This window comes from Grimontia indica (assembly GCF_000333895.2).
GTDB lineage: Bacteria > Pseudomonadota > Gammaproteobacteria > Enterobacterales > Vibrionaceae > Enterovibrio > Enterovibrio indicus.
On sequence record NZ_ANFM02000042.1, the window covers coordinates 17,293 to 43,114 of the forward strand.

The following is a 25,822-nucleotide window of genomic DNA, read 5'->3' on the forward strand; positions in this document are numbered from 1 at the left end:
GAAGACCCGATGGAGAATGGGCAAAAAAGGAAGGCCGGGCCATGATGACCCGGATTCATATCATTACGTGTTCTGCAACACGGGACGCACAACAGGCTTGTCGTTAATCGGCAGGTGGATAAGCGCAGCAGCTATTGCCAGCACCACTGTTGTCCACCAGATAGGTTCATAAGAGCCGTAATAGTCGAATACGCGACCCCCAACCCAGGCACCTATGAAACTGCCGATCTGGTGAGTAAAGAACACCAGACCATAAAGCGTCGACATGTAACGCGCTCCAAAGATCTGACGGACCAAACCAGAAGTCAGCGGCACGGTTCCCAGCCAACAGAAACCAATCGCCGCGCCAAACAAAGTAGCGGTGTGGGTTGTTAGTGGCACGGTGATAAACAAGGTCAATACCACAGCACGCATCATGTACAGCGTGGTCATGACGTAACGTTTATTAAACCTGTCGCCCATTAAGCCCCAGAAATAAGAGCCAAAGATATTGAAGATACCGACATAGGCCAGTGCCATCGCCGCTGTGTTACCCGGCAAACCTTTGTCTGCGATATAGCTCGGCAGGTGAGTCGCAATAAACATGACCTGAAAACCACAGACGAAAAATCCAGCGTGGATCAGCCAATAACCTGGGTGTCTGAACGCTTCGGCCATGGCTTCTTTCAGCGTTTGTTCTGGTTCTGTTTGGCCGGCTGAGGCAGATGAAGGCGCTGCCGTTTTCATAAACACGGCAAAGGCGATCATCAGCGTACAGAACATCGCAAACACTTGCATGGCGGTTTGCCAGTCATAGTTCGCAAGCAGAGACTGAGCGCCAGGGATAACGGCAAACATACCGAACGACCCCATAGCCGTTGTCAGTCCAAACGCTTTTGCGGTGTGTTCTGCCGGTACTACTTTGGCAACAGCTCCCAGCACAATCACGTAGCTGGTCGCACTCAGTCCCAAGCCGATCAGAACACCCATTGATATGTAAAGTACACCAGTGCCTGTGGCCATCGAAGTGAGGTAAAGACCTAGGGCATAAGCTAAACCACCCAGGGTAATGATGCGCTTGGCACCGTATTTGTCTGCTGCTATGCCCACGAAAGGTTGGAAAAGTCCAAACAAAAGGTTTTGAAGGGCGATAGCAAGGCTGAAAAATTCCCGGCCTGACTGAAAGGTGTCTGTGATAGGCATCATGAAGATACCGAAAGATTGCCTGATCCCTAGGCTGATAATCAAAATCCCTATCCCCAGCCACACTAGCAGCGGGAAGCGGAAGATACTCATTAAGTTACCTTTGTTTATTGTGTTGCGTGAGACCCGTGGGCTTGGTGTTGGTCATCCATTTGATGATGTTGATGGCAACCACCATCCACCGCATAGTCGGCAAAAGCGCGTTGTAGAGGAGTGCAATGCTGAACGCTAACCAGAGTGATTGTCAGCACCAGCAACCACCTGACAAGCTGGGCAAAAAGTGATTGTGAATACATGTTGACTCTGCGCGGAAATGGCCAATGGGTTAAAGAAGCGCGTAGGGTAGGGATATTGTGAATATGAAGCAAATGAATTAGATGCAAATAAGCCATGCGCAAAACGCATGGCTTATACCCAAACAACCTGAAGATGCAGGATTCAGGTCGTCTGGGTATATACAAACTTAAAAAAACTGAGAGCTCATTAAGTTGCCGGGCACCATGTATACACGGTATTTACGTCGGTTGCGGGCATTTTGAGAACCTTGTTGCTGCAGCGTATTTCGTTTTGCTTGAGCGCAGCATCCACCGTTTTGCTTGAAGAGAGCTCAGCGAAGTCCAGTATTTGTCCCATAACATGCTCGGGGGATGCGACAAAATCTTCGTAGTTCAGCGTCAGTATATTCAGGTCTAACTCAGAAGCCTCCAACTTGGTGGTTTGAATAAGCTTGTTAAGCTGGAAAGCTGTGCCCGCTACCGCATGACCACGCAGGCGATCGTACTGAGCCAACTCCTGTAACGAATAGGCTCCCCGCCACCAAAGTAGGTTCTTGCCTTGGTATTCCCAATCGTCGGTAGAAATCATTGAATGCACCGTTGAAGCGGGGTCTCGGTTTATATTGATGAACTTGGCATCAGGGAAAATGCTGTGCAGATAGCAAAGGCGTGAGGGGCCAGTGAACCTCAACGCCAAACGGCTTTTATCTGAAAGGGTAACGCGTCGACTCAAAATTTCTCTGATAGATGATATCTCTACCGGGGTGGCATGTTTTCCACGGGAAAAGCCACGGTAAAAGTCGATTTCTTCGCGGGTGTGTTCATCCCAGAAGTTCATGGCTTCCGAAGGCGTGGGAGAAAATTCCCGTGCCAGAGAGCCAAAGAAGGATTTATCCTGCAGCGCTTTATTCCTGAATGCACATTTACGTTTGAAAAGTCGGTGCTGGAAGTCTGATCTAGGGTGTTTTTCAAAGCTCTCGTCAAGCCAACACAGGGCTTCGTGATGCATGACTAAATCTGAGATCAGCGTGACGCCGGAACGTGGTGGTCCGACAAAGATCAACGGCTGCTTCAGGGTAGAGGCTCTGTTCATATCAACACTCCTTCTTGTTTGTAAACAAGAAACAGCAAGTAGAGTGCCAGAGTGATTAAGTTATTAATTCATAGAGATAAAACGGTATGCAATGCGGGAAGCCAACTTGGGTTGCAAAATGAAAATGCGAAATGGCGATTCGACACGAATCGCCGCACGTTATCACTTTAAGGTGTTGTCACTTTTTCCTTGGGCGAGGCAAAAATCGAAAATCAACGAAATGGCCTGCTTTCGATCTCCCTCGCCAAAGCGTTTTAGAGACTCAAGTGCGCTGTCGACAACTTCGTCACCGGCTTTTTCCCTCAGACGCTCAATGAGTTGGGCGAGAAAGTCAGGTGTGAACTCCGGGTGACACTGCATCGTGAGGGCGGTATGAGATTTTTGAGCCATCGCCACGGGACAAAAGTCTGAGCCGGCAATCACTTCAAATCCAGAAGCAGGGGAGAGAACTTGATCCTGATGACAGGCAATCAAATTGAGTTGATCAGAAAGCGGGGTATCTAGCTTGTTTGCTGGGTTTTGAACATTAATGGGATACACGCCCATTCCCCAGCCCTTAGCGGACTTCTCAACCCGTCCCCCTAGCGCATAGTGAATAATTTGGTGTCCAAAGCAGATGCCAATTATAGGGCGATTAAACTCATCACATTCGCGCACAAACTGGGCAACAACTTCAATCCAGGGATCGGTATCATAAACGCCCCATTTACTGCCAGTGACCAGCCAGATATCACATTCGTTGGGGGACGCCGGATAGTCTTCTTCGTGGCAACGATAGCTATGGAATGTAGAGATGCAACTGTCTTCAAACATGCGCTTGAAGGCATCATCGTAATGTCCGTACGTCGGGATGGAGTCAGGGTAGTGGTCGTCACAGAGTAAAATGCCCAGCTTCATGTCGATATTGCACTCCTTGCATGGTTTGTGTGACTGTGAAGGCTTACTGGAAAAGTGAACCTAAAAGAAAGATTTCACCAACCTAATGTGTAAGTAAACGCTAATGACGTACATAAAAAAGCATAAAATATGCTGATTAAGAATATCTGTATGTCGCGCTTTTTAGATATTCATTCATAAATCTGCAAAATGGTTGCAGTGCGTAACTTTATGTACTCAATGGAAAAATTTCTGGTGAATCATCTGCCTGTATCGGATTTACTCACTTTGCTGTTTAAATTATGACTGAATCACTATAAAAACATGCTCTCTTACACAGAATCAAAGTGTTCGGTCTTTTATTGTTGGGTTAAACTCAAGTAAGATGCATCCAAAGTCGAGCGCCATCCCGGCGCATGGCGAGCCAAAATCATAGTGGAGAAACAAGCTTGATTAGTGTTTTCCTTGTAGATGATCACGAGCTGGTTCGCACAGGGATACGCCGTCTTCTTGAAGACGAGCGTGGTGTTAAAGTGGTAGGGGAAGCCGAAAGCGGTGAGGAAGCAGTCAAGTGGTGTCGTGCGAATCATGCAGACATTATCTTGATGGACATGAACATGCCTGGTATTGGCGGTTTGGAAGCGACGCGAAAGCTCCTACGCTATAACCCAGATGCCAAGATTATTGTTCTGACAATTCATACAGAAAATCCATTTCCAACCAAAGTGATGCAAGCCGGTGCCGCTGGCTATCTCACTAAAGGTGCAGGTGCGAGCGAAATGGTGAATGCCATTCGCGCGGTGAACAGTGGTCAGCGCTACATTTCGCCGGAAATTGCACAGCAAATGGCGTTAAGTCAGTTTTCTCCTGCTCAGGAGAATCCTTTCAAAAACCTTTCAGAGCGCGAGCTTCAAATCATGATGATGATTACGAAAGGGCAGAAAGTGACTGACATTTCAGATCAACTGAACCTGAGCCCAAAGACAGTCAACAGCTATCGCTACCGTCTGTTCAGTAAGTTAGGTATCAATGGTGACGTTGAACTGACCCATCTTGCGATTCGTCATGGTATGCTAGACACAGAAACACTTTAACCATTTCTGTTCGCTGTGTTTGATGCCAAAAATTTCCTAAAAACAGTCTCAGACAAACCTGGCGTCTATCGAATGATGGACGCTTCGGGTGAGATCATTTACGTCGGTAAAGCCAAATCTCTCAAGAAGCGGCTTTCCAGCTATTTCCGTACTAATGTCGCTGGAGAGAAGACTCGTGCCTTGGTGAAAAACATCGCCAACGTCGAAGTCACGATCACTCACAGCGAAACAGAAGCACTGATCCTCGAGCACAACCTCATCAAGCAGCACTTGCCGCGTTATAACGTACTGCTTCGTGATGACAAGTCTTATCCGTACATCTTCCTTTCTGCGAGCAAGCATCCGCGAATTGCTGTACATCGTGGCGCGAAAAAGCGTAAAGGTGAGTACTTTGGTCCGTTTCCTGATGCGGGCGCGGTACGCCAAAGCCTGTATTTACTGCAGAAAATTTTCCCCATCCGCCAGTGCGAAGATTCCGTTTATGCCAACCGCACCCGCCCATGTTTGATGTATCAAATCAAACGCTGTGCTGGCCCTTGTGTGAAAGGCATTATTCCCGATGAAGATTACGATGAGCTGGTGAATTTCACTCGCCTGTTCCTGCAAGGCAAAGACAGGCAGGTGATTGCTTCGCTGGTGGAGAAGATGGAAGGCGCAAGCCAGGCGTTGCAGTTTGAAAAAGCGGCTGAATATCGTGACCAGATTCAGGCCCTGCGCCGCGTCCAGGAGCAACAATTTGTTTCGCAAGACAGCGATGACGATCTGGATGCTATCGGCGTTTCCATCGAAAACGGTGTGGCCTGTATCCACGTACTTTTCCTGCGTCAGGGTAAAGTGCTTGGTAGCCGCAGCTACTTCCCGAAAATGCCAGCTGATACCGATGTGAATGAGTTGGTTTCGAGCTTTATCGGCCAGTTCTATGTGAAACAGGCTGAAGGAAACACGATTCCAACCAGCATTTTGATTGGCCAAGACTTGGGTGACGAGTTGGCCGATCTGGCAACCGCGTTGTCTGACATCGCAGGCCGCAAAGTGAACCTGCAATGCAAACCTCGCGGTGCACGCGCCCGTTTCCTAAAGCTTGCCCAGACCAATGCTGCGACTGCACTCACCAGCAAAATCAACCATAAGATGACCATTCATAACCGGTTCAGCGTGCTGTCAGAAGCGCTGGAACTGGAGTCAGTGAAACGCATGGAATGTTTCGACATCAGCCACACCATGGGTGAGCAGACTGTCGCCTCATGCGTGGTGTTTAATCAGGATGGGCCGGTGAAGCAGGAATATCGACGCTACAACATTACCGGCATTACCGGTGGCGATGACTATGCGGCAATGGCGCAAGTGCTAGAGCGCCGCTATAGCAAGCAGGTCGACCCTGAAAAGATCCCCGACATCATTTTGATTGATGGTGGTAAAGGGCAGCTCAACCGTGCTTGGGAAGTGGTGAAGCCGCTGCTTGCCGACTGGCCGAAACATCCGTTGTTACTGGGTGTGGCAAAAGGGACAACTCGACGCCCGGGTCTTGAAACCTTGATTAAGGTGACGGGTGAAGAGTTTTCTATGCCTTCTGATTCACCCGCGTTGCACCTCATCCAACATATCCGCGATGAGAGCCACAACCATGCCATTTCCGGCCACAGAGCGAAACGCGCAAAAGCTCGCAAGAGCAGTGTGTTGCAGGAAATTGAAGGCGTAGGGCCGAAACGCCGTCAGGCGTTGCTCAAATACATGGGTGGAATTCAGGAACTTAAGCGGGCTTCTGTTGAAGAAATCGCCAAAGTGCCGGGTATAAGTCGTGTTTTGGCCGAGAAGATTCATTCGTCATTGCAACAGCAATGACTTTCAAGCACCATAGGCCGTCACTCACAAAGTATTATAAGTATGCGACTGAATATCCCCATTATCCTGACCCTTATACGCATCGCATTAATCCCCGTTTTTGTTATCGCGTTCTATCTGCCTTATGAATGGTCAGCTTTCGCTGCTGCTCTCATCTTTGTCATCGCCGGTGCGACTGACTGGCTGGACGGTTATCTGGCCCGTACCCTTGGACAAACTACCCGTTTTGGTGCCTTCCTTGACCCCGTGGCCGACAAAGTCATGGTGGCAATTGCCCTGGTGCTGATTGCTGAACATTACAATTCTATTTGGGTGACGATTCCGGCGGCGACGATGATTGCCCGTGAAGTGATTATTTCCGCGTTGCGTGAGTGGATGGCAGAATTGGGTAAACGCGCCAGTGTGGCGGTTTCCTGGGTGGGGAAATTCAAAACAGCGGCGCAGATGTTTGCTCTGACTATGCTTCTTTGGCGCGACAGTGAGTGGGTGATTTACGTAGGTTATGCGGCGCTTTACATCGCGACAGCGCTGACTTACTGGTCGATGTACCAGTATCTACTGGCTGCAAAAGATGATTTGCTGAACGCCGATAACTAAACCCGAATCCAATGAAAAGGCCGCAATCGCGGCCTTTTTTGTTTCTGTTGTTTCCAGTGTCAACAGACTTTAGGGGACAACTGGCACTCAATGCCGACTAGCTGACTTTCGGGAAAATCATCACAAAGGCAGCACCTTCCAGTTCGGAATCAATCACACGGATTGAGCCGCCATAACTTTCGACGATTTCGTCACATACCGCCAATCCGATGCCCGTGCCCGGGTTAAGTTGGTCTGCCCGCACCCCGCGTTGGAAAATAGACTCACGCAAAGATTCTTCTACGCCCAATCCATCGTCTTCGATGGTCAGCACATAGTGATCTGAGGCCTCGCTGCTTGAGATTCGCACCTCGCTGATACAAAAACGGAATGCGTTTTCCAGAAGGTTGCCGAGTAGCTCGGTTAAATCCGCTTTGTTGAGCGGCAGAGAAGGCAATGCTTCCAAACGGGTAGTGATATTTACTGGCTTATCACTGTAGACCTTGGCGAACATGCCAGTGAGACTGTCTAACACAGGTTTGAGCTCGGTTTTTTCGCGAACCAGACCTCGTTGCCCCACCAATGCGCGTTTCAGTTGATACTGCACCATGTCATCCATTTGGCTGACTTGCTCAATGATGCGTTTGCTCATGGCTTCGCGGCTTAAGGTGTTGTCGTCCAATAGCGCATTGGTAGCGGCAAGGCGGCTTTTCAGACTATGGGCGAGATCATCCATCGCATGACGATAGCGTTGGGTTTGCTCTTTTCTTAGGGTGATCATCCGGTTCAGCGCGTCCGTGACATCTCCTAATTCTTTGGGGTAATCCGAATCCAGTTTTTCGCGGCGGGATTCCGCGATTTCATTCAGCTCACCTGCGAGTTTTCTTAGCGGACTGAAGCTCCAGTATGACGCGGCATAAAGTAAACCTGTGGCAATCGAAAACAGTAGCCCCATGTATAACCAAGTCTTACGTCTTATCTGAGACAAACTTTCCAGTTGGGCGCTGACTTCACGAAGTACAAAGAATGCTTCTTCTGTCGAGTAAGTCGCTTCTGAGATAACGTGGACGACATATGGCAGTTCGTTGTAGTAGATGAGGTCTGGGCCAGAAAGAGAGTAGGGAATGTGGTGGCAGACATTGTTCATGCCGTTATCGCGCGCGCCGTAAGACATCCAGGAAGCATTGCCGTCACGTTCACAGATAAACGCCAGATAGTTGGTTTGCTTGGTGGTAGGAGTGGGAATGGGTTGATCGCGATGTGGTGCGTTCTCACCGAGTTGTAACATGTTGTCTTGTCTAAGCTCGCCAATGATATGCGGGACTTCTGTCACCAAATCGGCGGAGTACATCGCAATGTAGCTTTTGACATAAATTTGGTTAATCACCACACCAAGCCCTAACGAGAAGGCAAGGATGATGGCAATGGACGTGACCATCACCCGCTTGTGGATTTCGGGCATCATGTTGCGCGTCATATCAGGTCACCTGAAGTTCAAAAATGTAGCCCTGACCACGTACGGTAGAAATCGGATTATCTTGTCCGGCCTGAGTGAGCTTTTTGCGAAGGCGGCTCATCATGACCTCAATGGTGTTTGGGTCACCTTCCTGATCTTGATAAAGCACATCCAGCAGGCGCTGCTTGGAAACGACCTGACGATTGTGGCGCACCATGTATTCCAGTAAATCGTACTCAAAGGCGGTGAGATCAACAGGGGCATCATCAACGGTGACTTTCTTCGCCAGTAAATCCATGGTGATTTTATCGGCTTTGATTTCTGGCTTCACAAACCCGGCGCTGCGACGAACTAATGCATTAAGACGAGCGACCAGTTCTTCTTTCTGAAATGGCTTGACCAGATAGTCATCCGCTCCAGCATCTAACCCAGATACCTTGTCTTGCCAGTTCGCGCGGCCAGTCAGAATGAGAATGGGCATACGGATTTCGGCGCGTCGAATATCTCGGATAAGGCTCAGGCCGTCTCGGTCAGGCAGGCCGAGGTCAACAATGGCAATGTCGTTGGGGTAATCTTTGGCGACGAAAAGGCCTTCAGATGCGGTTTTGGCGCAGTGAACCTGATTGCCCAGTTCAGACAGTTCAGTTTTTAGATGATGACTCAATAGAGGATCGTCTTCGACGATAAGAATGCGCATAAACCGTTACCTTTACTTTGTTTTCCGAATACCAGCTTAACGATGATAACGCGCAAAACGTTGCGCTGATGCAAACAACCTGCGGGTTTGTTACTGACGTGCAGGAAGATTCAGCAAACAGTGTAACTTCTGTTCGCTGAATCATTGCTGACTGCTTTGCCGGATATGCGAGGAGACTATGAGGATTAGGGCTATCAGACCCTAATACCAACAACTCCTAAGTCAGAATAACGAGAAGGGTGCCTGCAAACGTCAGTAAAACGTTGGCGATGGCGTAGGTACCTGCATAGCCGAGAGCAGGAATGGTGCTTCGCGCATGTTGGTTAATCATGTCCATGGCTGGTGCACAGGTACGCGCACCAATGATCGCGCCAAATAGCAGCGCACGGTTCATGTTGAGAATGTATGCACCGACCAGATACGCCAGTATTACCGGCACCACGCTCACAGCCAGTGCACCAAACATGATGGTGAAACCCATTTGCTGCAGGTATTCAATCAAGTTGCCACCTGCGCTCAAACCCACGCCGACCATAAAGGTCATCAGGCCCAGCTCTTTCAGCATGTTGATGGCACCTTGCGGCACGTAACCGAAAGTTGGGTGGTTAGCACGCAGGAAGCCCAGCAAAATACCGGCAATCAGCAGACCCGACGCATTACCTAAGCCCAGGGTCATCTGGCCGAAGGTCATGGTGATCAAACCAAAAATCAGGCCGAAGATGAAGAAAGAACAGAACGCCAACATGTCTGAAACCTGACTGTGAATCGAAATAAAGCCGATTCGTTCAGCAAGTCCCATAACGCGGCGCTTCTCACCACTGACCTGCAGTACATCCCCTTTAGACAGCAAGATGTTGTGGTCCATTGGCATTTCGATTTGCGCACGGACAACGCGGTTTAAGAAACAGCCATACTCAGACAAATTCAAATCTGATAGGCGCTTTCCAATGATGGCGTCGTTCTTAACCACGATTTCTTCTTCAACCACACGAAGGTCCAGCAGGTCACGGTCGAATACCTCTTTCCCGTTTCGAAAAGAAGGGTCGAGTCGGGCGTGGCTATCCGGGTAACCTACCAGTGCGATTTCATCACCTTCCTGCAAAATGGCGTCACCATCGGGGTTGGCGAGAATACCGTTACGGCGGATACGTTCTATATAGCAACCGGTTTGACGGTAAATACCCAGCTCACGAAGGTTACGGCCATCGACCCAGTTGATCAGCTCAGGTCCGACGCGATACGCTCGGATTATCGGCAGGTAAACTTTGCGCTGTGAAGAGTTACCCAGCCCGCGTTCCATCGCAATCTTTTGCGCAGAATGCTCAAGATTCTCCTTTTGCAGCTTCGGCATAAAGTTCGCCAACACAATAAGGCTGATAAGACCGACAAGGTATGCCAGTGCATAACCGACGCTCAGGTTATCAATCATGCCTGCCAGTTGGTCTGGGGTAAAAGAGCCCCCCAAGCCTGCGTTTAAAGCATCTTTCGCACCTACCAATACCGGTGTTGCTGTCATCGCTCCCGCCATCATGCCGGTTGCAATACTGCCGTCTACGCCAAACTGGTACTTCATCAACAGAGTGATACCCACGGAGGTACTCAGCACTGTAAATGCAAGGACGAGATAAGATTTACCGTCGCGGAAGAAGATGCCAAAAAAGTTTGGGCCAGCTTCAATGCCTACACAGAAAATGAACAGCATAAAGCCGATGTTCAGTGCTTCTGGGCTGAACGAAAAGCCTGCATGCCCGAAAGATAAGGCGGTCACCAGCACACCAATAGAGTTACCAAACTGGAAGCTGCCGATTCTGATTTTGCCGATGGTGAGGCCAATGGCCAAAACAACGAAAAGGAGGAGGATGTCGTTATTAACAAGCAGGTTGTAGACGTCTATGTTCACTGAACAGTAATCCGCGCACGGGTCAAGGGAAATTCTGGGGCGCCATTATACTCATTTGCAATGAAATGTAATGGAAACTCGCATGAAAAATAGTATTAAATTTTGCTGACTTTCCTAATGGAAAGTATGAAAGCCTGCATTGGTGCCAACTTTCTGTTTTTGAACAATAAAAAAGCCGGCTTGCTTGCCGGCTTTTTCAGAGAAATCTAAGAGAAATTACTGGTACAGACCCAGATTTTCTTTTGCGTAAGCTTCGAAGTCTGTGAAACCACCTACGTGCTCTTGGTCAACGAAGATTTGTGGCACAGTTTCAACTGGCTTACCTACGGTTTTTTCAAGGTCAGCTTTGCTGATGCCTTCCGCGTGGATGTCTACATAACGGTAGTTGAAATCGTCACGCTCTTCTTTCAGTTTGTCAGCAAGATCCTTTGCACGAACACAGAATGGGCAACCTGGGCGACCAAAAATAACCACGAACATATTCATTTCCTTTCTTATTCAAATTGATTGGATGGTGCCATATAGGGAAGGTGCCCGTGGCTTTATCATCCGATTGGCAATAACTATGCCTCAAGCACTTGGCAGATAAAAGAAGGTTTTGTCTCTTAATTCAATCGAAATTATCTATCAATCGGAAAATGAACAGAGCGCGCATTTTTGAAAGGGTGTGATGGGGGCTGCACATGTTTAAAACGAAGCGGTTTTAACCTCAGAGTCTCTGCTTTGTATCAATTTTATATTCACTTAAGTGCGTAAATTGAGTGTTGAATTTTTTCGGTTTGAGGATCTGCTTTTCGTTTCTGACCAGATCCAGGGAGGTGCCATGTTTCAGTTTATGACCGCTACGCGGATTATTTTTGGTGAAGGCGCGCTCAACAATTCCTTCTCTATCTTCAATAACTACGGATACAGCGCGCTTATTGTGACAGGGCGTGATGACCAACGTGCCGATCCATTACTCGCTTATCTTTCCCAGCAAAATATTCGTTATCAACGGCTCGCTGTGCACGACGAACCCCTCATTGCCATGGTGGAAGAAATGGCCGCTGCTGGGCGTTTGTTCAAACCTGATATGGTGATAGCGATAGGCGGTGGCAGCGTCATGGATGTGGGCAAGGCGTTGTCAGCACTCATTCCCAACCAAGGTAGTGTCTACGACTACGTGGAAGTCGTTGGGCGTGCATTGCCACTCACTGCCAAGCCACTGCCTTGTATTGCAATACCAACCACAGCCGGGACGGGTTCGGAAGTGACCCGCAATGCAGTGATGATTTCTGCCCAAGAGAACGTCAAAGCAGCAATTCGAAGTCCCGATCTGATTCCTGATGTCGCGATCATCGACCCGACGTTAACCTACGGCACAGAAAAATCGCTTTCGGCAAGATGCGGTATGGATGCATTCACTCATCTAATGGAAGCCTATGTCTGCGGTGAGCCGAACCCGTTGACCGATATGATATGCGAGGAAGGTTTACGCCGTCTGGCCCCGGCGATTATTCATGCCTGCGAAGATGACGACCCGAAAGCCCGCGCGGATATGGCATTTGCTTCCATGCTAGGTGGTATGGCGCAGTCAAACGCCAAATTAGGCGCAGCGCATGGTTTGGCTGCTGCACTGGGTGCGGTGTTGGATGCCCCACATGGAGCAATCACGGCACAACTTGCCCCTTATGTCATGGCAGAGAATATTCTTGCAGCACGTGAAGCAGGGCGTATCAGCCTGCTAAACCGCTACCGCCAGTTGGCTTGTATTCTGACTGGGCGAATGAATGCTGAGCCAAGTGATGGCATCGTGTGGGTACAGCGGATCCTGCGAAGGTTAGATCTTGAAACGCTTCCCCAGCTTGGTCTTTGCGACACCATGTTTGAAGAGGTAGCAGTATCAGCTCTGCGCTCAAGTTCGATTAAAGGTAACCCGTTGCCGCTAAGTGAAAGCCGCCTCATTCATATTCTTCAACAAGTCTGCCAATCTGCGAATCTCGAGGAGAGCTCAGATCCGGCCTAACCTAAAAAGCAAAAGACATAACGCAGTGGACACTTTAGGGCGTCCGCTTTGCAATTGGTTCTTGGCAGTTTGATAATGGTGTTATTCAGGAAGGCACAAACAGGAAGCAGCAATGACGCCGGCTATTGAAACCATTCTCTCTCACCGCTCGATAAGAAAATTTACCGACCAAGCAATCACGGATGAGCAACGCATTGCCATCATTGATAGTGCACGTGCTGCATCAACTTCCAGCTTTATTCAATGCACCAGCATTATTAGAGTCATCGACAAAGAGAAAAGGCAACTTCTGGCTGAATACGCTGGCAATCAGGCTTATGTTGCAGATGCTGCAGAGTTCTTCGTTTTCTGTGCTGACTTCAACCGACATTTACAAATCAAGCCGGATGCGCAAGTAGGCTTTGCCGAACAAACCTTGATTGGTGCGGTAGACGGCGCGTTGATGGCACAAAATGCATTGATAGCGGCTGAATCTTTGGGCTTGGGTGGCGTGTATATCGGTGGGCTTAGAAACAACCCTGATAAAGTGGCCAACCTTCTGAAACTGCCAGAGCAGGTGATTCCATTGTTTGGGCTTTGTCTTGGCTATCCTGCGCAAGATCCTGAAGTGAAACCTCGCTTGCCATCAGAGTTGGTCGTTCACACCGATGAGTATTCAGAGATGAATAAGACAATTTTGGAATCTTATGACGCCGAGGTGCGGGAGTATTACCGAACCCGCACTGGCGGCAACAAAGAGATGAGCTGGAGTGAGCAAATTTCCGGGACTCTCAGCAAAGAAGCGCGTCCGTTTATGAAAGCCTTTCTCGAAAGCAAAGGGTTCAGCACCAAGTAGTATTTTCTAAGAAGATGTCAGTGACCTTAATTTGGTCATCAAGGCATCAGAATATCGAAGTTTCATTGTATACATGTCTATCGCTCCGAGCCTTGATTGCAAAGGGACTCGGGGTGAGTACCTTTCTATTTTTCCACACGTTTTGTTACAACCGTTGAGTAATAATTCACCGCAGAAAAAACTTTTTTCGCGATAAACAAAAGTAGATGGTGATCACGCTCTCATTCCCTGATAGACTCCGCGCGCTTCTGTCATTCTCATCAAATTTGAAGAATGCCAAAAATAATTTATATCTTCGCAGTTTTGACTATTAATTCATCAATTTAGTGAATGAGTTACGCGGGGATGTTGGGTTGGGTGGCGCAGTAGGGGGCTTATGCCGGCGACACCTTTTATTAGTGAATTTATTGAGTCGTAACATGAACAAACTGAACAAAGCTACGGGCGTACTAGCAGCCGGTTTCTTTATCAATATGTGTATCGGCATCCTGTACGCGTGGTCTGTATTCAAGCAGTCACTGGTAGAGCAGGGTTGGTCGAACGCAGATGCATCTATGCCTTACACCGTTGCAACCATCTGTTTTGCACTTTCTCTGCTGGTGGCGGGTAACCTGCAAGACCGTATGGGTCCTCGTAAAGTTCTGATCCTGGGTACTATCATGGTTGGCATTGGCATGATCGTATCTAGCTTTGCTTCATCTCCTATGACTCTACTGCTGAGCTTCGGTGTGATCACCGGTTGTGGCATCGGCTTCGGCTACGCGTGTCTGTCTCCAGCGGCAATGAAGTGGTTCCACCCATCTAAGAAGGGCATGGTTAACGGTCTGATCGCAGCAGGCTTCGGTCTGGCAGCGGTATACCTGGCGCCACTGACTTCTATGCTGATTGAAGGTTACGGCGTTCAGCAAAGCTTCATGATCTTGGGTGTAGGTATTCTGGCTATCGCTGTTCCACTGGCGTGCACCATCAACAACCCACCTGCGGACTACACACCAGAAGCACCTGCTGGCTACGTAGCTAAAGCAGGCGCTGGCGACAACAACATGGGTTGGCGCGAAATGGTTAAGACTCCACAGTTCTACTCACTGTGGCTGATGTATGCTCTTGCATCTTCTGCGGGTCTGATGGTGATCGGTAACATCACTTCTATCGCGATTAACCAGTCTGATCTGACTCAAGTTGCGTTCCTGGTTGTTGTTCTGTCTATCTTCAACTCAGGCGGCCGTGTTGCAGCAGGTATCCTATCTGACAAGATTGGTGGTCTGAAAACTCTGATGTTGGCGTTCATCATGCAAGGCATCAACATGATGATGTTCGCTACCTACAACACTGAGTTCACTCTGATGGTAGGTGCGGCTGTTGCAGGCGTAGGTTACGGCACACTGCTGGCAGTATTCCCATCTATCACTGCTGACTACTATGGCCTGAAAAACTACGGCGGTAACTACGGCGTGCTTTACACCGCATGGGGTGTGAGTGGTTTCATTGGCCCTGTTGTTGCTGCAACCGCAGTAGACATGACCGGCAATTACGTGATGGCATACACCATCTGTGCAGCAATGCTGGCTGTAGCAGTTGTTCTATCTTTCATTACTAAACCAGTGAAAGCAGAAGCAGCAAACGCGCAGAAAGTTGCAGCGTAATCGCTAGCTACCAACTATTTGGAAGCCCGCTTTATGCGGGCTTTTTTGTATCCTGACCTTCCAGAACTCATCATTTTTATCCCTCTTTATCGCATCAGTAATGCCCCCCAATTGAGATGCAAATCCGAGGTCTGACCTTAGACCAGAGCTGATAATGTGTTCCACGGGTGAGACTTTATGAGACATTCTAAAGTCGCAACTTTCTTAAGGTAATTGAACGCTGTTCTAAATCAGTGCCAATAAGTGATTGATAATAAAACGCCGTTCAATAACAGTGATGAATAACTGGTCAGATTTGTTGGTTTATTCAGGCATTTTTGAATAGAAAACACTGTTTGATTGTTCAGTTTGCATTGGCTAGGTTGTGTTCACCACTCGAATACCAGGAGGGTATTAACATGCATTCAGTGGATTCAACCTGTATTAAAAACAGTGAGCGTGAACAGATAGCTAAGATTCAGGCGGGGCACCCGTTAGCCCGCAACTACTTCGACCAACTGGTCGCGAGCTACCTTTCACCATTACATCGTCGATGCATGGCATGGTTAGGTTGTCCTTATGACGCGGATGACGTGTTGCAAGAAACCTTGGTGCGGAGTTTCCGCTACATCCACGCCTATCGCGGCGAAGCTGCATTCAGAAGCTGGTTATATGCAATTGCAGACAATCAGTGCAGAAGCTATTTGAAGAAGCGTGCGACACACTCGCAACGTTTCGTTTCAGACGAGTTGCAAGAGGAAGTTGGCGTTGAAGAGAAGTGTCCTGTGACCTCAGAACAGGGTATTTCAAATTCAGTGCAATCATTGGCTAAAACCGCACAGGAAATCCTTGTGCTGCGTTTTGAACATGACCTCTCGCTCGAAGAAATCAGTAACGTCCTCGGCCTTGGCCTGAGTGCGACGAAAATGCGTCTTTACCGCGCCATTGATGCGGCAGAGAAGCATGTACTGAAGAACGAGGAGGGCCTGCTTGCAACGGCTTGAAATTCGAATAGCAAATCGTGAATAAAGAAAACCGCCAACTTGGGCGGTTTTCTTTTTTGTACCTTAAGGTCAAATGACCCCAGTCACCAGAACGGGATTAGCAAATCACTTTGATTGCCAGACCACCCTGAGAGGTTTCGCGGTACTTCGCGTTCATGTCTTTACCGGTTTCCAGCATGGTTTCGATAACCTTGTCCAGAGACACGCGTGGCTCAGAAGAGCGGCGCAGCGCCATACGGGTAGAGTTGATCGCTTTCATGGCAGCAATACCGTTACGCTCGATACAAGGAACCTGTACTTGACCTGCAACAGGGTCGCACGTCAGACCCAGGTTGTGCTCCATGCCGATTTCAGCAGCGATACATACCTGCTGTGGGCTACCGCCCATCAGCTCAGCCAGACCTGCTGCCGCCATTGAACAGGCAACACCAACTTCACCCTGACAACCTACTTCAGCACCAGAGATAGACGCATTTTGCTTGTACAGGCCACCAATCGCGCCAGATACTGCGAAGTAACGGGTGTATTCACGTGGGCTCACGGTTTGGATGAACTTGTCATAGTACGCCAGAACCGCTGGGATGATGCCACACGCGCCATTAGTTGGTGCGGTTACAACACGGCCGCCAGCTGCGTTTTCTTCATTAACTGCAAACGCGAACATGTTTACCCAGTCAACCACTGCCATTGGGTCGTTTGAGAACTTCTCAGTAGACAGAAGCTGTTGGCGGAGCGCTGCCGCACGGCGTGGAACACGCAGTGGACCAGGCAATACGCCTTCGTTGTTCATGCCGCGATCCAAACACTCACGCATGGTGCGCCATACGTTACCGAAGTAGGTTTCGATTTCATCTTCAGTGTGCATTGCACGCATGTTTGCCATCACAACTGCACTGATTGACAGGCCAGTCTCTTTACAATGGTTCAGCAGTTCTTCCGCGCTGTTGAATTCATAAGGAACAGCGACTTTATTTTCGTCTTCTTTGCCGAAGTTCTCTTCATCAACAATAAAACCACCGCCGATAGAGTAGTAAGTCTTGGCGTAGGCTTTCTCTTCACCAGACCATGCAGTGATGGTCATGCCATTTTCGTGCAGAGGCAGGTTAGTGGTGTGGAAGTTCATGCCGCCTTCACGTGGGAAGTCGACAGTGTGAAGTTGGATACCTACTGGCAGACGTTCGGTTTCTTCAACACGCGCGATGAAGCCAGGAATGCTGTCGATATCAACGTTCTCTGGAGAGTTGCCCGCCAGACCCATGATAATAGCCACATCAGTGTGGTGACCTTTACCGGTCAGGGACAGAGAGCCATAGACATCCACAGTGATCTTGGTGATGTCCTGCAGTTTCTCCATGCGGGTCAGATCGTCGATGAATGATTTACCGGCTTTCATAGGGCCAACAGTGTGCGAGCTGGAAGGACCTACGCCGATTTTGTAGATATCAAAAACGCTGATCATGTGTCATACCTCAGTCAATGCCCGTGGTTTACGTGGACGGGCATTTGGATTAATTCGTTTATATCCATCCGTGGAGGTGACATTTTGCTGAGCCGATATACCCTAGGTTTTGCTGACCTTAAATGTTAGGTATTTACCTTTCCGTGGCTCAGTGAAAAAAGCAAAAAAGAGCAAGGAATTTAAGCATCCTTGCTCTTTTGGGGCTGTGCATTCTACACGATTTATTAGGCGATGAAACCGTACATAATCGCTGAAATCGCTACCATACCCATGAAAGTGACGAAGATGTTGCTCGCCTTACCGCCGTACTTCTGCATAGACGGTACTTTCTTGATAGCGTACATCGGCATGATGAACAGAATGGTCGCGATGATAGGGCCACCCAGTGATTCAATCATACCCAGAATGCTTGGGTTGATGGTTGCAACAATCCAGCTGGTGATGATAACGAATGCCACGGTGAACATATCGATTTTCTTCATGTTCACTTGCTTACCGCGAGAGCGCAGTTGCTTGATGATGATACCGTTCAGACCTTCACGTGCACCCATGTAGTGACCGAAGAAAGAAGACACGATAGCAACGAAGGCAACAACTGGACCCAGGTAAGAGATGAATGGGCTTTCGTGTTTGTTCGCCAGGTAAGACAGAACCGCCAGGTTTTGTGCTTTCGCTTCCGCCAGATCAGCAGGTGTCAGGCTCAGAACACAAGAGAACACGAACAGCATGACGAAACCAAGCAGCATGCCCGAGGTGCGGAACAGGATTTGGTTTGATTTACGCTCAGCGTTGTCGCCGTAGTCGCGAGTTTGTGCCATAGAGAACGCAGAGATCGCAGGGCTGTGGTTGAATGCGAAAACCAGAACTGGGATAGAGATCCACAGGGTTGTCATGAAATCACCCGCTGTAGGAATTTGCTGCAGTGCAGACATGTTCCAATCAGGGATCAGGTAGATAGACATGAACAGCAGGATGGCAACCAGAGGGTAAACCAGGAACTGAGTCACTTTCAGCATCAGTTTCTCACCCGCCAGCATCACTGACATCATACCCATGATAAGGATGATAGACAGAACAGCGCGTGGCAGAGATTCCATGCCAAGCTGGTTAACCATGAAAGAGTCAACAGTGTTGGTGATACCAACGCCGTAAATCAGAACGATCGGGTAAATCGCGAAAAAGTAAAGCAGAGTGATGAGTTTACCCGCAGTCGCGCCGAAGTGCTCTTCAACCACTTCAGTGATGTCGCTGCCTGGCTTCTTAGAAGACAGAACGAAACGTGCAAGGCCACGGTGAGCCAGATAAGTCATAGGACCAACCAAGATTGCCAGGGCAACCAGAGGCCAGAAACCGTTCAGACCAGCGTTAATAGGAAGGAACAGAATACCTGCACCTACCGCTGTACCAAACAGAGATAGCATCCAGGTGGTGTCTTGAGCAGACCACTTCATTTTGTCTGCGCTCGAAGTCGTGCTTGACTGAGTTTGCATCGTTTAATCACCAAAAATAATACGGAACAGATCGGGAACTGATGCGTATTGTTTACATTTTTTCACTGTAAACTGTGATGGAGATCATTTTTGTGGCAACAATATTTCGTGCGACGAATTTATTTGATCTCACTACATTCACATTTTTTATGGTTTAAAAACGTTGTTTAAAGACCTTAAAAATAGTTGAGGTATTAAAAATTAGTTTAGGGAAAGTTGCTGGCTGAGGGCATGAAGTATCTGAGCCGTAACACCCCAGATCAGGTGGTTTTCATAGCTCATGGCGTAGATGTGGTAGGTGTTACCACGAACATGGAAAGGTTGCTTGGTGATGGCATCGCGTCTCAAAAATTGAGCGAGTGGCACCTCAAAAAGGCTGTGAACCTCATTGGCATCCAGTACGGGTGTGTAATCGGCATCCACAAAAGCGATAACAGGCGTAACAAGGTAGCCGCTGACGGTTGGAAGTGGCGTTAAACAGCCAAGAAGATGCGCTCTGTCAGTGGTGACGCCAATCTCTTCTTCCATTTCACGAATCGCCGTTTCGACGATATCCGTGTCCGATTCTTCGACTTTACCGCCGGGGAAGCTAATTTGGCCTGGGTGATGTTTCAAGTGCGTTGCACGTTTGGTCAACAGGACATGCAGTTCGCCATCACGTTCTGCAAGGGCGATCATCACAGCTGCAGGACGAAGATCTGGTGATCCTTCCCGACGCATGGCATCGGTCGCACGTTGAATCACGCGTTTGTCGTAATGGTAACTGGGGCTCAGGCTAAAACGTTGTACTAACCAATGGCGGGATAGGGGACGCATCGGGCTTTGGCGCGTCTGATGCGCCAGAATGGCCGGTTGCTGTAGCGAGGTGTTTTCCATCCATGGTGTTTTTAACATGCGTCTTACCTACTTCTGAATGCGCTGTACCGCCTCTTATGAAGACAGCACAGGAAGAATCCGACTGAGCTTGTCGAGCGTTTCCTGATACTCCGAAGCCGCCTCACTGTCTGCGACCACGCCGCCGCCAGCCCAAGCATAAATGTACTGCTGATGGCAGACCAGCGTACGAATCGTAATGCTGGTGTCCATGGTGCCGCAACGACTCAAGTAGCCAATGCTGCCACAGTAAATGCTGCGTCGATGCGGCTCCAGTTCCTCGATGATCTCCATCGCGCGTACTTTAGGAGCGCCGGTTATCGAGCCTCCGGGGAAACAGGCACGGAGCAAATCTTCACCGTGCTTATTATCAGAAAGTGTTCCCGTTACGGTACTGACCATATGATGGACGGCTGGAAATGTCTCAATATCAAAAAGTTTAGGTACATTTACCGAACCTGGCGAGGCGACTCGGCCAATATCGTTGCGAAGAAGGTCAACAATCATCAGGTTTTCGGCGCGATCTTTCTGTGCGTTCTTCAGGCAATGAATGTTTGCCGCATCCACTGCAGCGTCGTTGTGACGAGGGCGGGTGCCTTTAATTGGCTTGGTTTCAATCTCTCTGCCGTGAAGCTGCAAGAAACGCTCTGGAGAGACAGAAAGAATGGCAGAGTCTTCCAAACGAATAAAACCGGAGAAGGGCGCACCATTGGTTTTGGCCAGCTTTTGATAGGCTTCCCACTCGCTACCCTGATAAGGCGCTTCAAAGCGTTGGGCAAGATTGATTTGGTAACAATCACCCGACTTGAGATACGCCTGCACACGGTCGAACTTCTCTTCATAGGTTTCTGGCGTCATGTTTGCCTGCCATTCACCTTTCAAAGAGAATGCTAAGGCTTCTGCTTCCTGATGGTCTTCCAGCCATGCCAGTCTGTTTTCACCTTCAGGCTGGATCAGCACAAGCTTTTTCTCTTTATGGTCTGCAATCACTGCCCAGTCATAAATACCCACAGCCATATCTGGAATGTCGATATCGCGGGTCGCCAGCTCAGGCAGAGTTTCTACCTGACGGCCAAGGTCATAAGCGAAATAACCCAAAGCCCCGCCAAGGAATGGCCAAGGTGCGATAGGCTCAGTGCGGGGTAAAAGGGAAAGCTGAAGTGCGTGCAACTCTTCGAACGGATCCGTCTCGCTGGATGCGGTGCGACCGTCACGATACCAAATGCGGTTGATGCCGTTTTCACTGCAAAGCGTCGCGATGGGGTCCGCCACTAGAATATCAAAGCGGTTATCCGGATGTTTTTCCGCTGCAGACTGCAGCAGCATTGCCCAAGATTGGGATTCAATACGGGAAAAAAGCGACGTGAGTGCTGATGGCGAGTACTCAAGAAACTGCAGAGTGATAGGCATTCGTCTCGATTCGGTCATTTTCGTGTTTTTGTGATCGGCATTGAAGCGTCTGTTGGCGCTAAATCGGCCGTAAGAGTATCATAATCGTGGCTTTTAAAGCTAAGTTTGGAAAGTGAAAAATCAAGCGGCGAAAAGTCATTCGCCCAATCAAGGACGCGAGAGGGTCGCTTCTCTGGCAAAGCTGCCGAATAAGAGAAAGCGGCCTACTATTTTGTAATACCTATTCGTAATACAAAGCTCGACTGGAAGCACTGTTTAGCCCGCATTGATAAGTGAGCGAACAGCGCCAAGGAATCATAAAAATTAAAGAGGCAACTATGACTGTCATTCGTAAGGAAGATGTCATCGACAGTGTCGCTGACGCCCTACAGTACATCTCCTACTATCACCCTATCGATTTTGTTCAGGCCCTCGAAAAGGCGTACGAAAAAGAGCAAAGCCAAGCGGCTAAAGACGCCATCGCCCAAATTCTGATCAACTCCCGCATGTCGGCAGAAGGCAAACGCCCAATCTGTCAGGACACTGGCATTGTGACCTGCTTCGTGAATATCGGCATGGATGTTCAGTGGGAAAGCGACCTCACTGTACAACAAATGGTCGATGAAGGCGTACGCCGCGCATACAACAACCCTGACAACCCACTGCGTGCCTCTGTGGTTGCAGACCCTGCGGGTACCCGTAAGAACACCAAAGACAACACTCCAGCGGTAGTTCACATCAACATGGTGCCGGGCGACAAAGTAGAAATTCAAATCGCGGCGAAAGGCGGCGGTTCTGAAAACAAAACCAAGATGGTAATGCTCAACCCATCTGACGATGTAGCGGCATGGGTAGAGAAAACCCTGCCAACCATGGGCGCAGGCTGGTGTCCACCGGGCATGCTGGGTATTGGTATCGGCGGTACGGCAGAGAAAGCGGCCGTGCTGGCAAAAGAATCCCTGATGGAACACATCGACATTCAAGAGCTGATTGACCGTGGTCCAGAAAACGCAGAAGAAGAGCTTCGTCTTGATATCTTCAACCGCGTGAACAAACTGGGTATCGGCGCTCAAGGCCTTGGTGGCTTAACCACAGTAGTTGATGTGAAAATCAAAACCGCGCCAACGCACGCAGCGTCTAAACCTGTTTGCTTGATCCCTAACTGTGCCGCGACTCGCCACGTTCATTTCACCCTTGATGGTTCAGGCCCAGCTGACCTTCAGCCGCCAAAACTGGAAGAGTGGCCAGAAGTCACCTGGGAAGTCGGCGAAAACGTTCGCCGTGCAAACCTGGATGAAGTCACCAAAGAAGACATCCAAGAGTGGAAGACAGGTGAAACGGTTCTGCTTTCAGGCAAGATCCTGACCGGTCGTGACGCAGCACACAAACGTATTCAGGAAATGCTGAACAGCGGTCAAGGTCTGCCAGACGGCGTGGACTTCAACGGACGCTTCATCTACTACGTAGGCCCTGTAGATGCAGTGGGCGATGAAGCTGTTGGCCCTGCAGGCCCAACCACTTCAACCCGTATGGACAAGTTCACTGACATGATGCTGAGCGAAACCGGTCTTATCGGCATGATTGGTAAAGCAGAGCGTGGCCCTGCAACGGTTGAATCTATCAAAGAACACAAAGCGGTATACCTGATGGCTGTTGGCGGCGCTGCTTACCTTGTTGCTAAAGCCATCAAGAAAGCACGTGTTGTAGCGTTTGAAGATTTGGGTATGGAAGCGATTTACGAATTTGACGTCGTTGATATGCCAGTGACCGTTGCCGTCGATTCGCGCGGTGACAATGCCCACCAAATCGGCCCAGACACCTGGAAGGTGAAAATCGCCGAAATGGAAGGCTAAGCCCAAACGGCATCTGCTTGAAAACCAATAAAACCGCGGCCTAGGCCGCGGTTTTTGTTTGCCGATTGCTTGAGGTTGATCGTAGAAGTATTGCCACAATTTCTATTGGGGTGCCCAGTTTATTAGTATTTCGCTCAGTTTGATTACTGGGCTAAATGCGCAGCGGCGGTAGCGTGACTAAATGGAAGATAGGGGACTTTTCACTCCGTTAGCGCCATTCTGAAGAATATGTGTATAAATCTGTGTGGTTCGAACATCACTATGCCCTAGTTGAGATTGTACAGTTCTTATATCTGCGCCTGATTGCAAAAGATGAGTGGCGAAAGAGTGTCTAAGAGTATGAGGGGTTACGTGCTTTTGGATGTTTGCTTTTCTTGCGCAATCTCTAAGTGAGCGCTGGAGTTGCTTTTCGTGTAAGTGGTGCCGCCTTATAGCGCCTGTTTCTGGATCCACGCTCAATTTGGAAGAAGGGAACAAAAACTGCCAAGGTTGCTTTTTACGTTCAGACGCATATTTGATTCTGAGTCGGTTTGGCATCCAGACACCTTCGTAATATGGATTATCAATATCGAGTTTCAGCAGACGTTCAACGATGTTTATCTGTTCTTTTAGTGGTGCAATCAATTCTGGCGCTAAGGTTACAATACGGTTCTTTGAACCTTTACCGTCAAACACCCTAATGCATCGATAATCGAAATCGATATCTTTGATACGCAGCCTCATGCATTCCATTAAACGCAACCCACTCCCATACATAAGAGCAACTGGCAGATAATGATTGGCGGGACAGTGAGAAAGTAGGGTTTTTACCTCACTTTGTGTCAAAACAACAGGCAACTTCTGTTTTCTTTTGCTGGATGCAAAGTCTAATGAAATCGAAAGTGGGGTCTTGATAAAATCCCTATAGAGGAACACTAACGCGTTTAAAGCGAGGGATTGTGTATTAGCAGCGACATTTTTCTGGTTCGCAAGGAAGCTCAAATAATTTTCGACTTCCAGATCTCCCATTTTTGAAGGGTGTGTCATGTTGTTATGGCGTATGAAGTCGGTAATCCAATAGATATATGCCTTTACCGTTTTTTGTGAATAGTGCTTTGTGTACATCATTTCTTGAACTGCACTGAGGAAGGGAGATTTCATTCTTGTTCAACCTATACTGTTTTTACATACAGTTATGGCTGTTAGTTCTTGAATGCAACTAAAAAGACATTTTGTCCTTTTCCTACATTTTGTTTTTGTGTGGGCGGAAGAAATTTTATGAAAACAACATTTTAGTCAATGGTAGAATCAGTGCGCTTGTTGTTAAAAGACAAAATGTCGTGATTAAACAGGACATTTTGTCATCTAATACAATGTTAGTTTGCAAGAGGAAAAACGCGCCTATATCGCAAGATCTAGTGGTAAAAGCTTAAAGTCGAAATTGTCTTGTCGGCATTCAATTTCAGTGTTAACTAGCGTGGTGTAAACTCAAAATTGGTATTGTTTCAACGGTTGATTTGTTCTTTGGTGCGGAGACTTTTGGGTTAACTGAGTTGAACTTTTTTGCTGAAACTCTGCTCGTTGAGTTTGTTGGTATAAAAGCCGATCTACTCGCTGAAATGACGCTTTCTTTGGTGTGGCAAGTTCCACGTGGTTTCAGTGACTTTGTTGAAAGTCCGCATTGTGAAATTGGTTTTCCAAAAGCGCTTTTTGGTGTTGTGAGTTCGTTTTCTGTGGCGTTGTTTGTTCCAAGTGGTTTCATTGACTAGCTGCTTTGAGACTAAGCCTGACTTAAGTGCATCAAAGCACATAATGCTTGTTGTTTGCAAAGTTTAAAATATCGTAAAATCAACGTTTTGGGTTTGCAAACTAACAAACTGCTCAAGAGGGATTCGCAACGCGTGGCATTTTTACTATGCGTTGATTTTAGTGATTAAGGCGGTTTGCGGCGGCTTTTGTATTGCGTTGCTCACCCCTTAGCAGGGCGTTAGGCGATATGAGTAATAATCAATATTGAGGAAAGAGATATGACAACATTCTTTGTCGTTGTTAAAGATTTAGATAAGGGTATATTTTCAGTGCATGGACCGGTATCTGATGACACAGCTATCACGAAATTAGTATGTGATGCACAAGATACGGGTCGTCAAATCAATTGTGAGGCTACGAGTGCATATAAGTCCTTCAGTGAACTAAGAGTATCGGTTGAGAAAAGCTTAGGGCTCAAATTTAGCGAAGAGTCAGTACTGTAATTACTATTCCGACGCATCGCCTAACAAACTGTTTAAGAGTGATTCGCAACGCGTGGCATTTTTACTATGC

At 48.4% G+C, this 25,822-nt stretch carries 22 protein-coding genes; 10 read left to right on the forward strand and 12 right to left on the reverse strand.

Annotated features, from left to right (window positions below):
* Positions 1-63 precede the first annotated feature (63 nt).
* The 3 genes from D515_RS20890 to D515_RS20900 all read right to left on the reverse strand — a co-directional run bounded on the left by D515_RS20890 (position 64) and on the right by D515_RS20900 (position 3,447).
* A complete protein-coding gene (locus D515_RS20890) occupies positions 64-1,275 on the reverse strand; it encodes an MFS transporter (RefSeq protein WP_002541340.1) in 1,212 nt (403 codons plus the stop codon).
* 390 nt (positions 1,276-1,665) lie between these two features.
* Positions 1,666-2,550 carry a sulfotransferase family protein gene (locus tag D515_RS20895; RefSeq protein WP_002541344.1) on the reverse strand — a complete coding sequence of 295 codons (885 nt, stop codon included), beginning with the start codon at positions 2,548-2,550 and terminating at the stop codon, positions 1,666-1,668.
* A gap of 162 nt (positions 2,551-2,712) precedes the next feature.
* Positions 2,713-3,447: a type 1 glutamine amidotransferase gene (locus D515_RS20900; protein ID WP_002541345.1), complete on the reverse strand. Its 735-nt coding sequence runs from the start codon at positions 3,445-3,447 to the stop codon at positions 2,713-2,715.
* A gap of 428 nt (positions 3,448-3,875) precedes the next feature.
* Between D515_RS20900 and uvrY the strand changes: the two genes are divergently transcribed.
* Genes uvrY through pgsA form a run of 3 tightly spaced genes read left to right on the forward strand, consistent with a single transcriptional unit; the run spans position 3,876 to position 6,959 of the window.
* On the forward strand, positions 3,876-4,520 hold the full coding sequence (gene uvrY, locus D515_RS20905) for a UvrY/SirA/GacA family response regulator transcription factor (RefSeq protein WP_002541347.1): 645 nt from the start codon (positions 3,876-3,878) through the stop codon (positions 4,518-4,520).
* Between the two features lie 15 nt (positions 4,521-4,535).
* Positions 4,536-6,362, forward strand: a complete 1,827-nt coding sequence (uvrC, locus tag D515_RS20910; RefSeq protein ID WP_083939952.1) for an excinuclease ABC subunit UvrC — start codon at positions 4,536-4,538, stop codon at positions 6,360-6,362.
* A 42-nt stretch (positions 6,363-6,404) separates the two neighbouring features.
* A complete protein-coding gene (gene pgsA / locus D515_RS20915; protein ID WP_002541349.1) occupies positions 6,405-6,959 on the forward strand; it encodes a CDP-diacylglycerol--glycerol-3-phosphate 3-phosphatidyltransferase in 555 nt (184 codons plus the stop codon).
* A gap of 97 nt (positions 6,960-7,056) precedes the next feature.
* On the opposite strand, the gene D515_RS20920 is transcribed toward pgsA, so the two are convergent.
* The 4 genes from D515_RS20920 to D515_RS20935 all read right to left on the reverse strand — a co-directional run bounded on the left by D515_RS20920 (position 7,057) and on the right by D515_RS20935 (position 11,471).
* Positions 7,057-8,415: an ATP-binding protein gene (locus D515_RS20920; RefSeq protein WP_002541350.1), complete on the reverse strand. Its 1,359-nt coding sequence runs from the start codon at positions 8,413-8,415 to the stop codon at positions 7,057-7,059.
* A gap of 1 nt (position 8,416) precedes the next feature.
* Positions 8,417-9,091, reverse strand: coding sequence for a response regulator (locus D515_RS20925; RefSeq protein ID WP_002541351.1), 675 nt, complete (start codon positions 9,089-9,091; stop codon positions 8,417-8,419).
* A 217-nt stretch (positions 9,092-9,308) separates the two neighbouring features.
* The gene (locus D515_RS20930) at positions 9,309-10,991 is read right to left on the reverse strand and encodes an aspartate:alanine antiporter (protein ID WP_002541353.1); all 1,683 of its coding nucleotides are present in this window, start codon (positions 10,989-10,991) and stop codon (positions 9,309-9,311) included.
* A gap of 216 nt (positions 10,992-11,207) precedes the next feature.
* Positions 11,208-11,471, reverse strand: coding sequence for a GrxA family glutaredoxin (locus D515_RS20935; protein WP_002541354.1), 264 nt, complete (start codon positions 11,469-11,471; stop codon positions 11,208-11,210).
* A gap of 343 nt (positions 11,472-11,814) precedes the next feature.
* On the opposite strand from D515_RS20935, the gene D515_RS20940 reads away from it, so the two are divergent.
* The 4 genes from D515_RS20940 to D515_RS20960 all read left to right on the forward strand — a co-directional run bounded on the left by D515_RS20940 (position 11,815) and on the right by D515_RS20960 (position 16,457).
* Positions 11,815-12,996 (forward strand): iron-containing alcohol dehydrogenase, encoded by a 1,182-nt coding sequence (locus tag D515_RS20940; protein WP_002541355.1) that lies wholly within the window; start codon positions 11,815-11,817, stop codon positions 12,994-12,996.
* A gap of 112 nt (positions 12,997-13,108) precedes the next feature.
* Positions 13,109-13,831 carry an oxygen-insensitive NADPH nitroreductase gene (gene nfsA / locus D515_RS20945; protein ID WP_002541356.1) on the forward strand — a complete coding sequence of 241 codons (723 nt, stop codon included), beginning with the start codon at positions 13,109-13,111 and terminating at the stop codon, positions 13,829-13,831.
* 419 nt (positions 13,832-14,250) lie between these two features.
* Positions 14,251-15,474: an L-lactate MFS transporter gene (locus tag D515_RS20950; RefSeq protein WP_002541357.1), complete on the forward strand. Its 1,224-nt coding sequence runs from the start codon at positions 14,251-14,253 to the stop codon at positions 15,472-15,474.
* 398 nt (positions 15,475-15,872) lie between these two features.
* Entirely contained in the window at positions 15,873-16,457 is a 585-nt protein-coding gene (locus D515_RS20960; protein WP_002541358.1) for an RNA polymerase sigma factor, read from the forward strand.
* 97 nt (positions 16,458-16,554) lie between these two features.
* Here D515_RS20960 and D515_RS20965 read toward each other — a convergent pair whose 3' ends face one another.
* The 4 genes from D515_RS20965 to pabB form a co-directional block, all read right to left on the reverse strand.
* Positions 16,555-17,916, reverse strand: a complete 1,362-nt coding sequence (locus D515_RS20965; RefSeq protein ID WP_002541359.1) for an L-serine ammonia-lyase — start codon at positions 17,914-17,916, stop codon at positions 16,555-16,557.
* 224 nt (positions 17,917-18,140) lie between these two features.
* Positions 18,141-19,406, reverse strand: a complete 1,266-nt coding sequence (locus D515_RS20970; protein WP_002541361.1) for a serine/threonine transporter — start codon at positions 19,404-19,406, stop codon at positions 18,141-18,143.
* A gap of 201 nt (positions 19,407-19,607) precedes the next feature.
* Positions 19,608-20,300: a CoA pyrophosphatase gene (locus D515_RS20975; protein WP_002541362.1), complete on the reverse strand. Its 693-nt coding sequence runs from the start codon at positions 20,298-20,300 to the stop codon at positions 19,608-19,610.
* A gap of 36 nt (positions 20,301-20,336) precedes the next feature.
* Positions 20,337-21,689 (reverse strand): aminodeoxychorismate synthase component I, encoded by a 1,353-nt coding sequence (gene pabB, locus D515_RS20980; protein WP_002541363.1) that lies wholly within the window; start codon positions 21,687-21,689, stop codon positions 20,337-20,339.
* A 317-nt stretch (positions 21,690-22,006) separates the two neighbouring features.
* On the opposite strand from pabB, the gene D515_RS20985 reads away from it, so the two are divergent.
* The gene (locus D515_RS20985) at positions 22,007-23,521 is read left to right on the forward strand and encodes a fumarate hydratase (RefSeq protein WP_002541364.1); all 1,515 of its coding nucleotides are present in this window, start codon (positions 22,007-22,009) and stop codon (positions 23,519-23,521) included.
* Between the two features lie 177 nt (positions 23,522-23,698).
* Here the strand turns inward: D515_RS20985 and D515_RS20990 are convergent, their stop codons facing one another.
* Positions 23,699-24,661, reverse strand: a complete 963-nt coding sequence (locus tag D515_RS20990) for an integron integrase (protein ID WP_002541365.1) — start codon at positions 24,659-24,661, stop codon at positions 23,699-23,701.
* A gap of 356 nt (positions 24,662-25,017) precedes the next feature.
* On the opposite strand from D515_RS20990, the gene D515_RS20995 reads away from it, so the two are divergent.
* Both D515_RS20995 and D515_RS21000 read left to right on the forward strand, forming a co-directional pair.
* Positions 25,018-25,269, forward strand: coding sequence for a hypothetical protein (locus D515_RS20995; protein ID WP_002541366.1), 252 nt, complete (start codon positions 25,018-25,020; stop codon positions 25,267-25,269).
* A 258-nt stretch (positions 25,270-25,527) separates the two neighbouring features.
* Complete coding sequence (locus D515_RS21000) at positions 25,528-25,752, forward strand: hypothetical protein (protein WP_039850426.1); 225 nt, start codon at positions 25,528-25,530, stop codon at positions 25,750-25,752.
* Positions 25,753-25,822 lie beyond the last annotated feature (70 nt).

Bases quoted from the DNA above. Each gene is read 5' to 3' on its own strand.
- D515_RS20890 (WP_002541340.1), bottom strand. From the start codon at position 1,275: ATGAGTATCTTCCGCTTCCCGCTGCTAGTGTGGCTGGGGATAGGGATT.
- D515_RS20895 (WP_002541344.1), bottom strand. From the start codon at position 2,550: ATGAACAGAGCCTCTACCCTGAAGCAGCCGTTGATCTTTGTCGGACCA.
- D515_RS20900 (WP_002541345.1), bottom strand. From the start codon at position 3,447: ATGAAGCTGGGCATTTTACTCTGTGACGACCACTACCCTGACTCCATC.
- pgsA (WP_002541349.1), top strand. From the start codon at position 6,405: ATGCGACTGAATATCCCCATTATCCTGACCCTTATACGCATCGCATTA.
- D515_RS20920 (WP_002541350.1), bottom strand. From the start codon at position 8,415: ATGACGCGCAACATGATGCCCGAAATCCACAAGCGGGTGATGGTCACG.
- D515_RS20925 (WP_002541351.1), bottom strand. From the start codon at position 9,091: ATGCGCATTCTTATCGTCGAAGACGATCCTCTATTGAGTCATCATCTA.
- D515_RS20935 (WP_002541354.1), bottom strand. From the start codon at position 11,471: ATGTTCGTGGTTATTTTTGGTCGCCCAGGTTGCCCATTCTGTGTTCGT.
- D515_RS20940 (WP_002541355.1), top strand. From the start codon at position 11,815: ATGTTTCAGTTTATGACCGCTACGCGGATTATTTTTGGTGAAGGCGCG.
- nfsA (WP_002541356.1), top strand. From the start codon at position 13,109: ATGACGCCGGCTATTGAAACCATTCTCTCTCACCGCTCGATAAGAAAA.
- D515_RS20950 (WP_002541357.1), top strand. From the start codon at position 14,251: ATGAACAAACTGAACAAAGCTACGGGCGTACTAGCAGCCGGTTTCTTT.
- D515_RS20960 (WP_002541358.1), top strand. From the start codon at position 15,873: ATGCATTCAGTGGATTCAACCTGTATTAAAAACAGTGAGCGTGAACAG.
- D515_RS20965 (WP_002541359.1), bottom strand. From the start codon at position 17,916: ATGATCAGCGTTTTTGATATCTACAAAATCGGCGTAGGTCCTTCCAGC.
- D515_RS20970 (WP_002541361.1), bottom strand. From the start codon at position 19,406: ATGCAAACTCAGTCAAGCACGACTTCGAGCGCAGACAAAATGAAGTGG.
- D515_RS20975 (WP_002541362.1), bottom strand. From the start codon at position 20,300: ATGTTAAAAACACCATGGATGGAAAACACCTCGCTACAGCAACCGGCC.
- pabB (WP_002541363.1), bottom strand. From the start codon at position 21,689: ATGCCTATCACTCTGCAGTTTCTTGAGTACTCGCCATCAGCACTCACG.
- D515_RS20985 (WP_002541364.1), top strand. From the start codon at position 22,007: ATGACTGTCATTCGTAAGGAAGATGTCATCGACAGTGTCGCTGACGCC.
- D515_RS20990 (WP_002541365.1), bottom strand. From the start codon at position 24,661: ATGAAATCTCCCTTCCTCAGTGCAGTTCAAGAAATGATGTACACAAAG.
- D515_RS21000 (WP_039850426.1), top strand. From the start codon at position 25,528: ATGACAACATTCTTTGTCGTTGTTAAAGATTTAGATAAGGGTATATTT.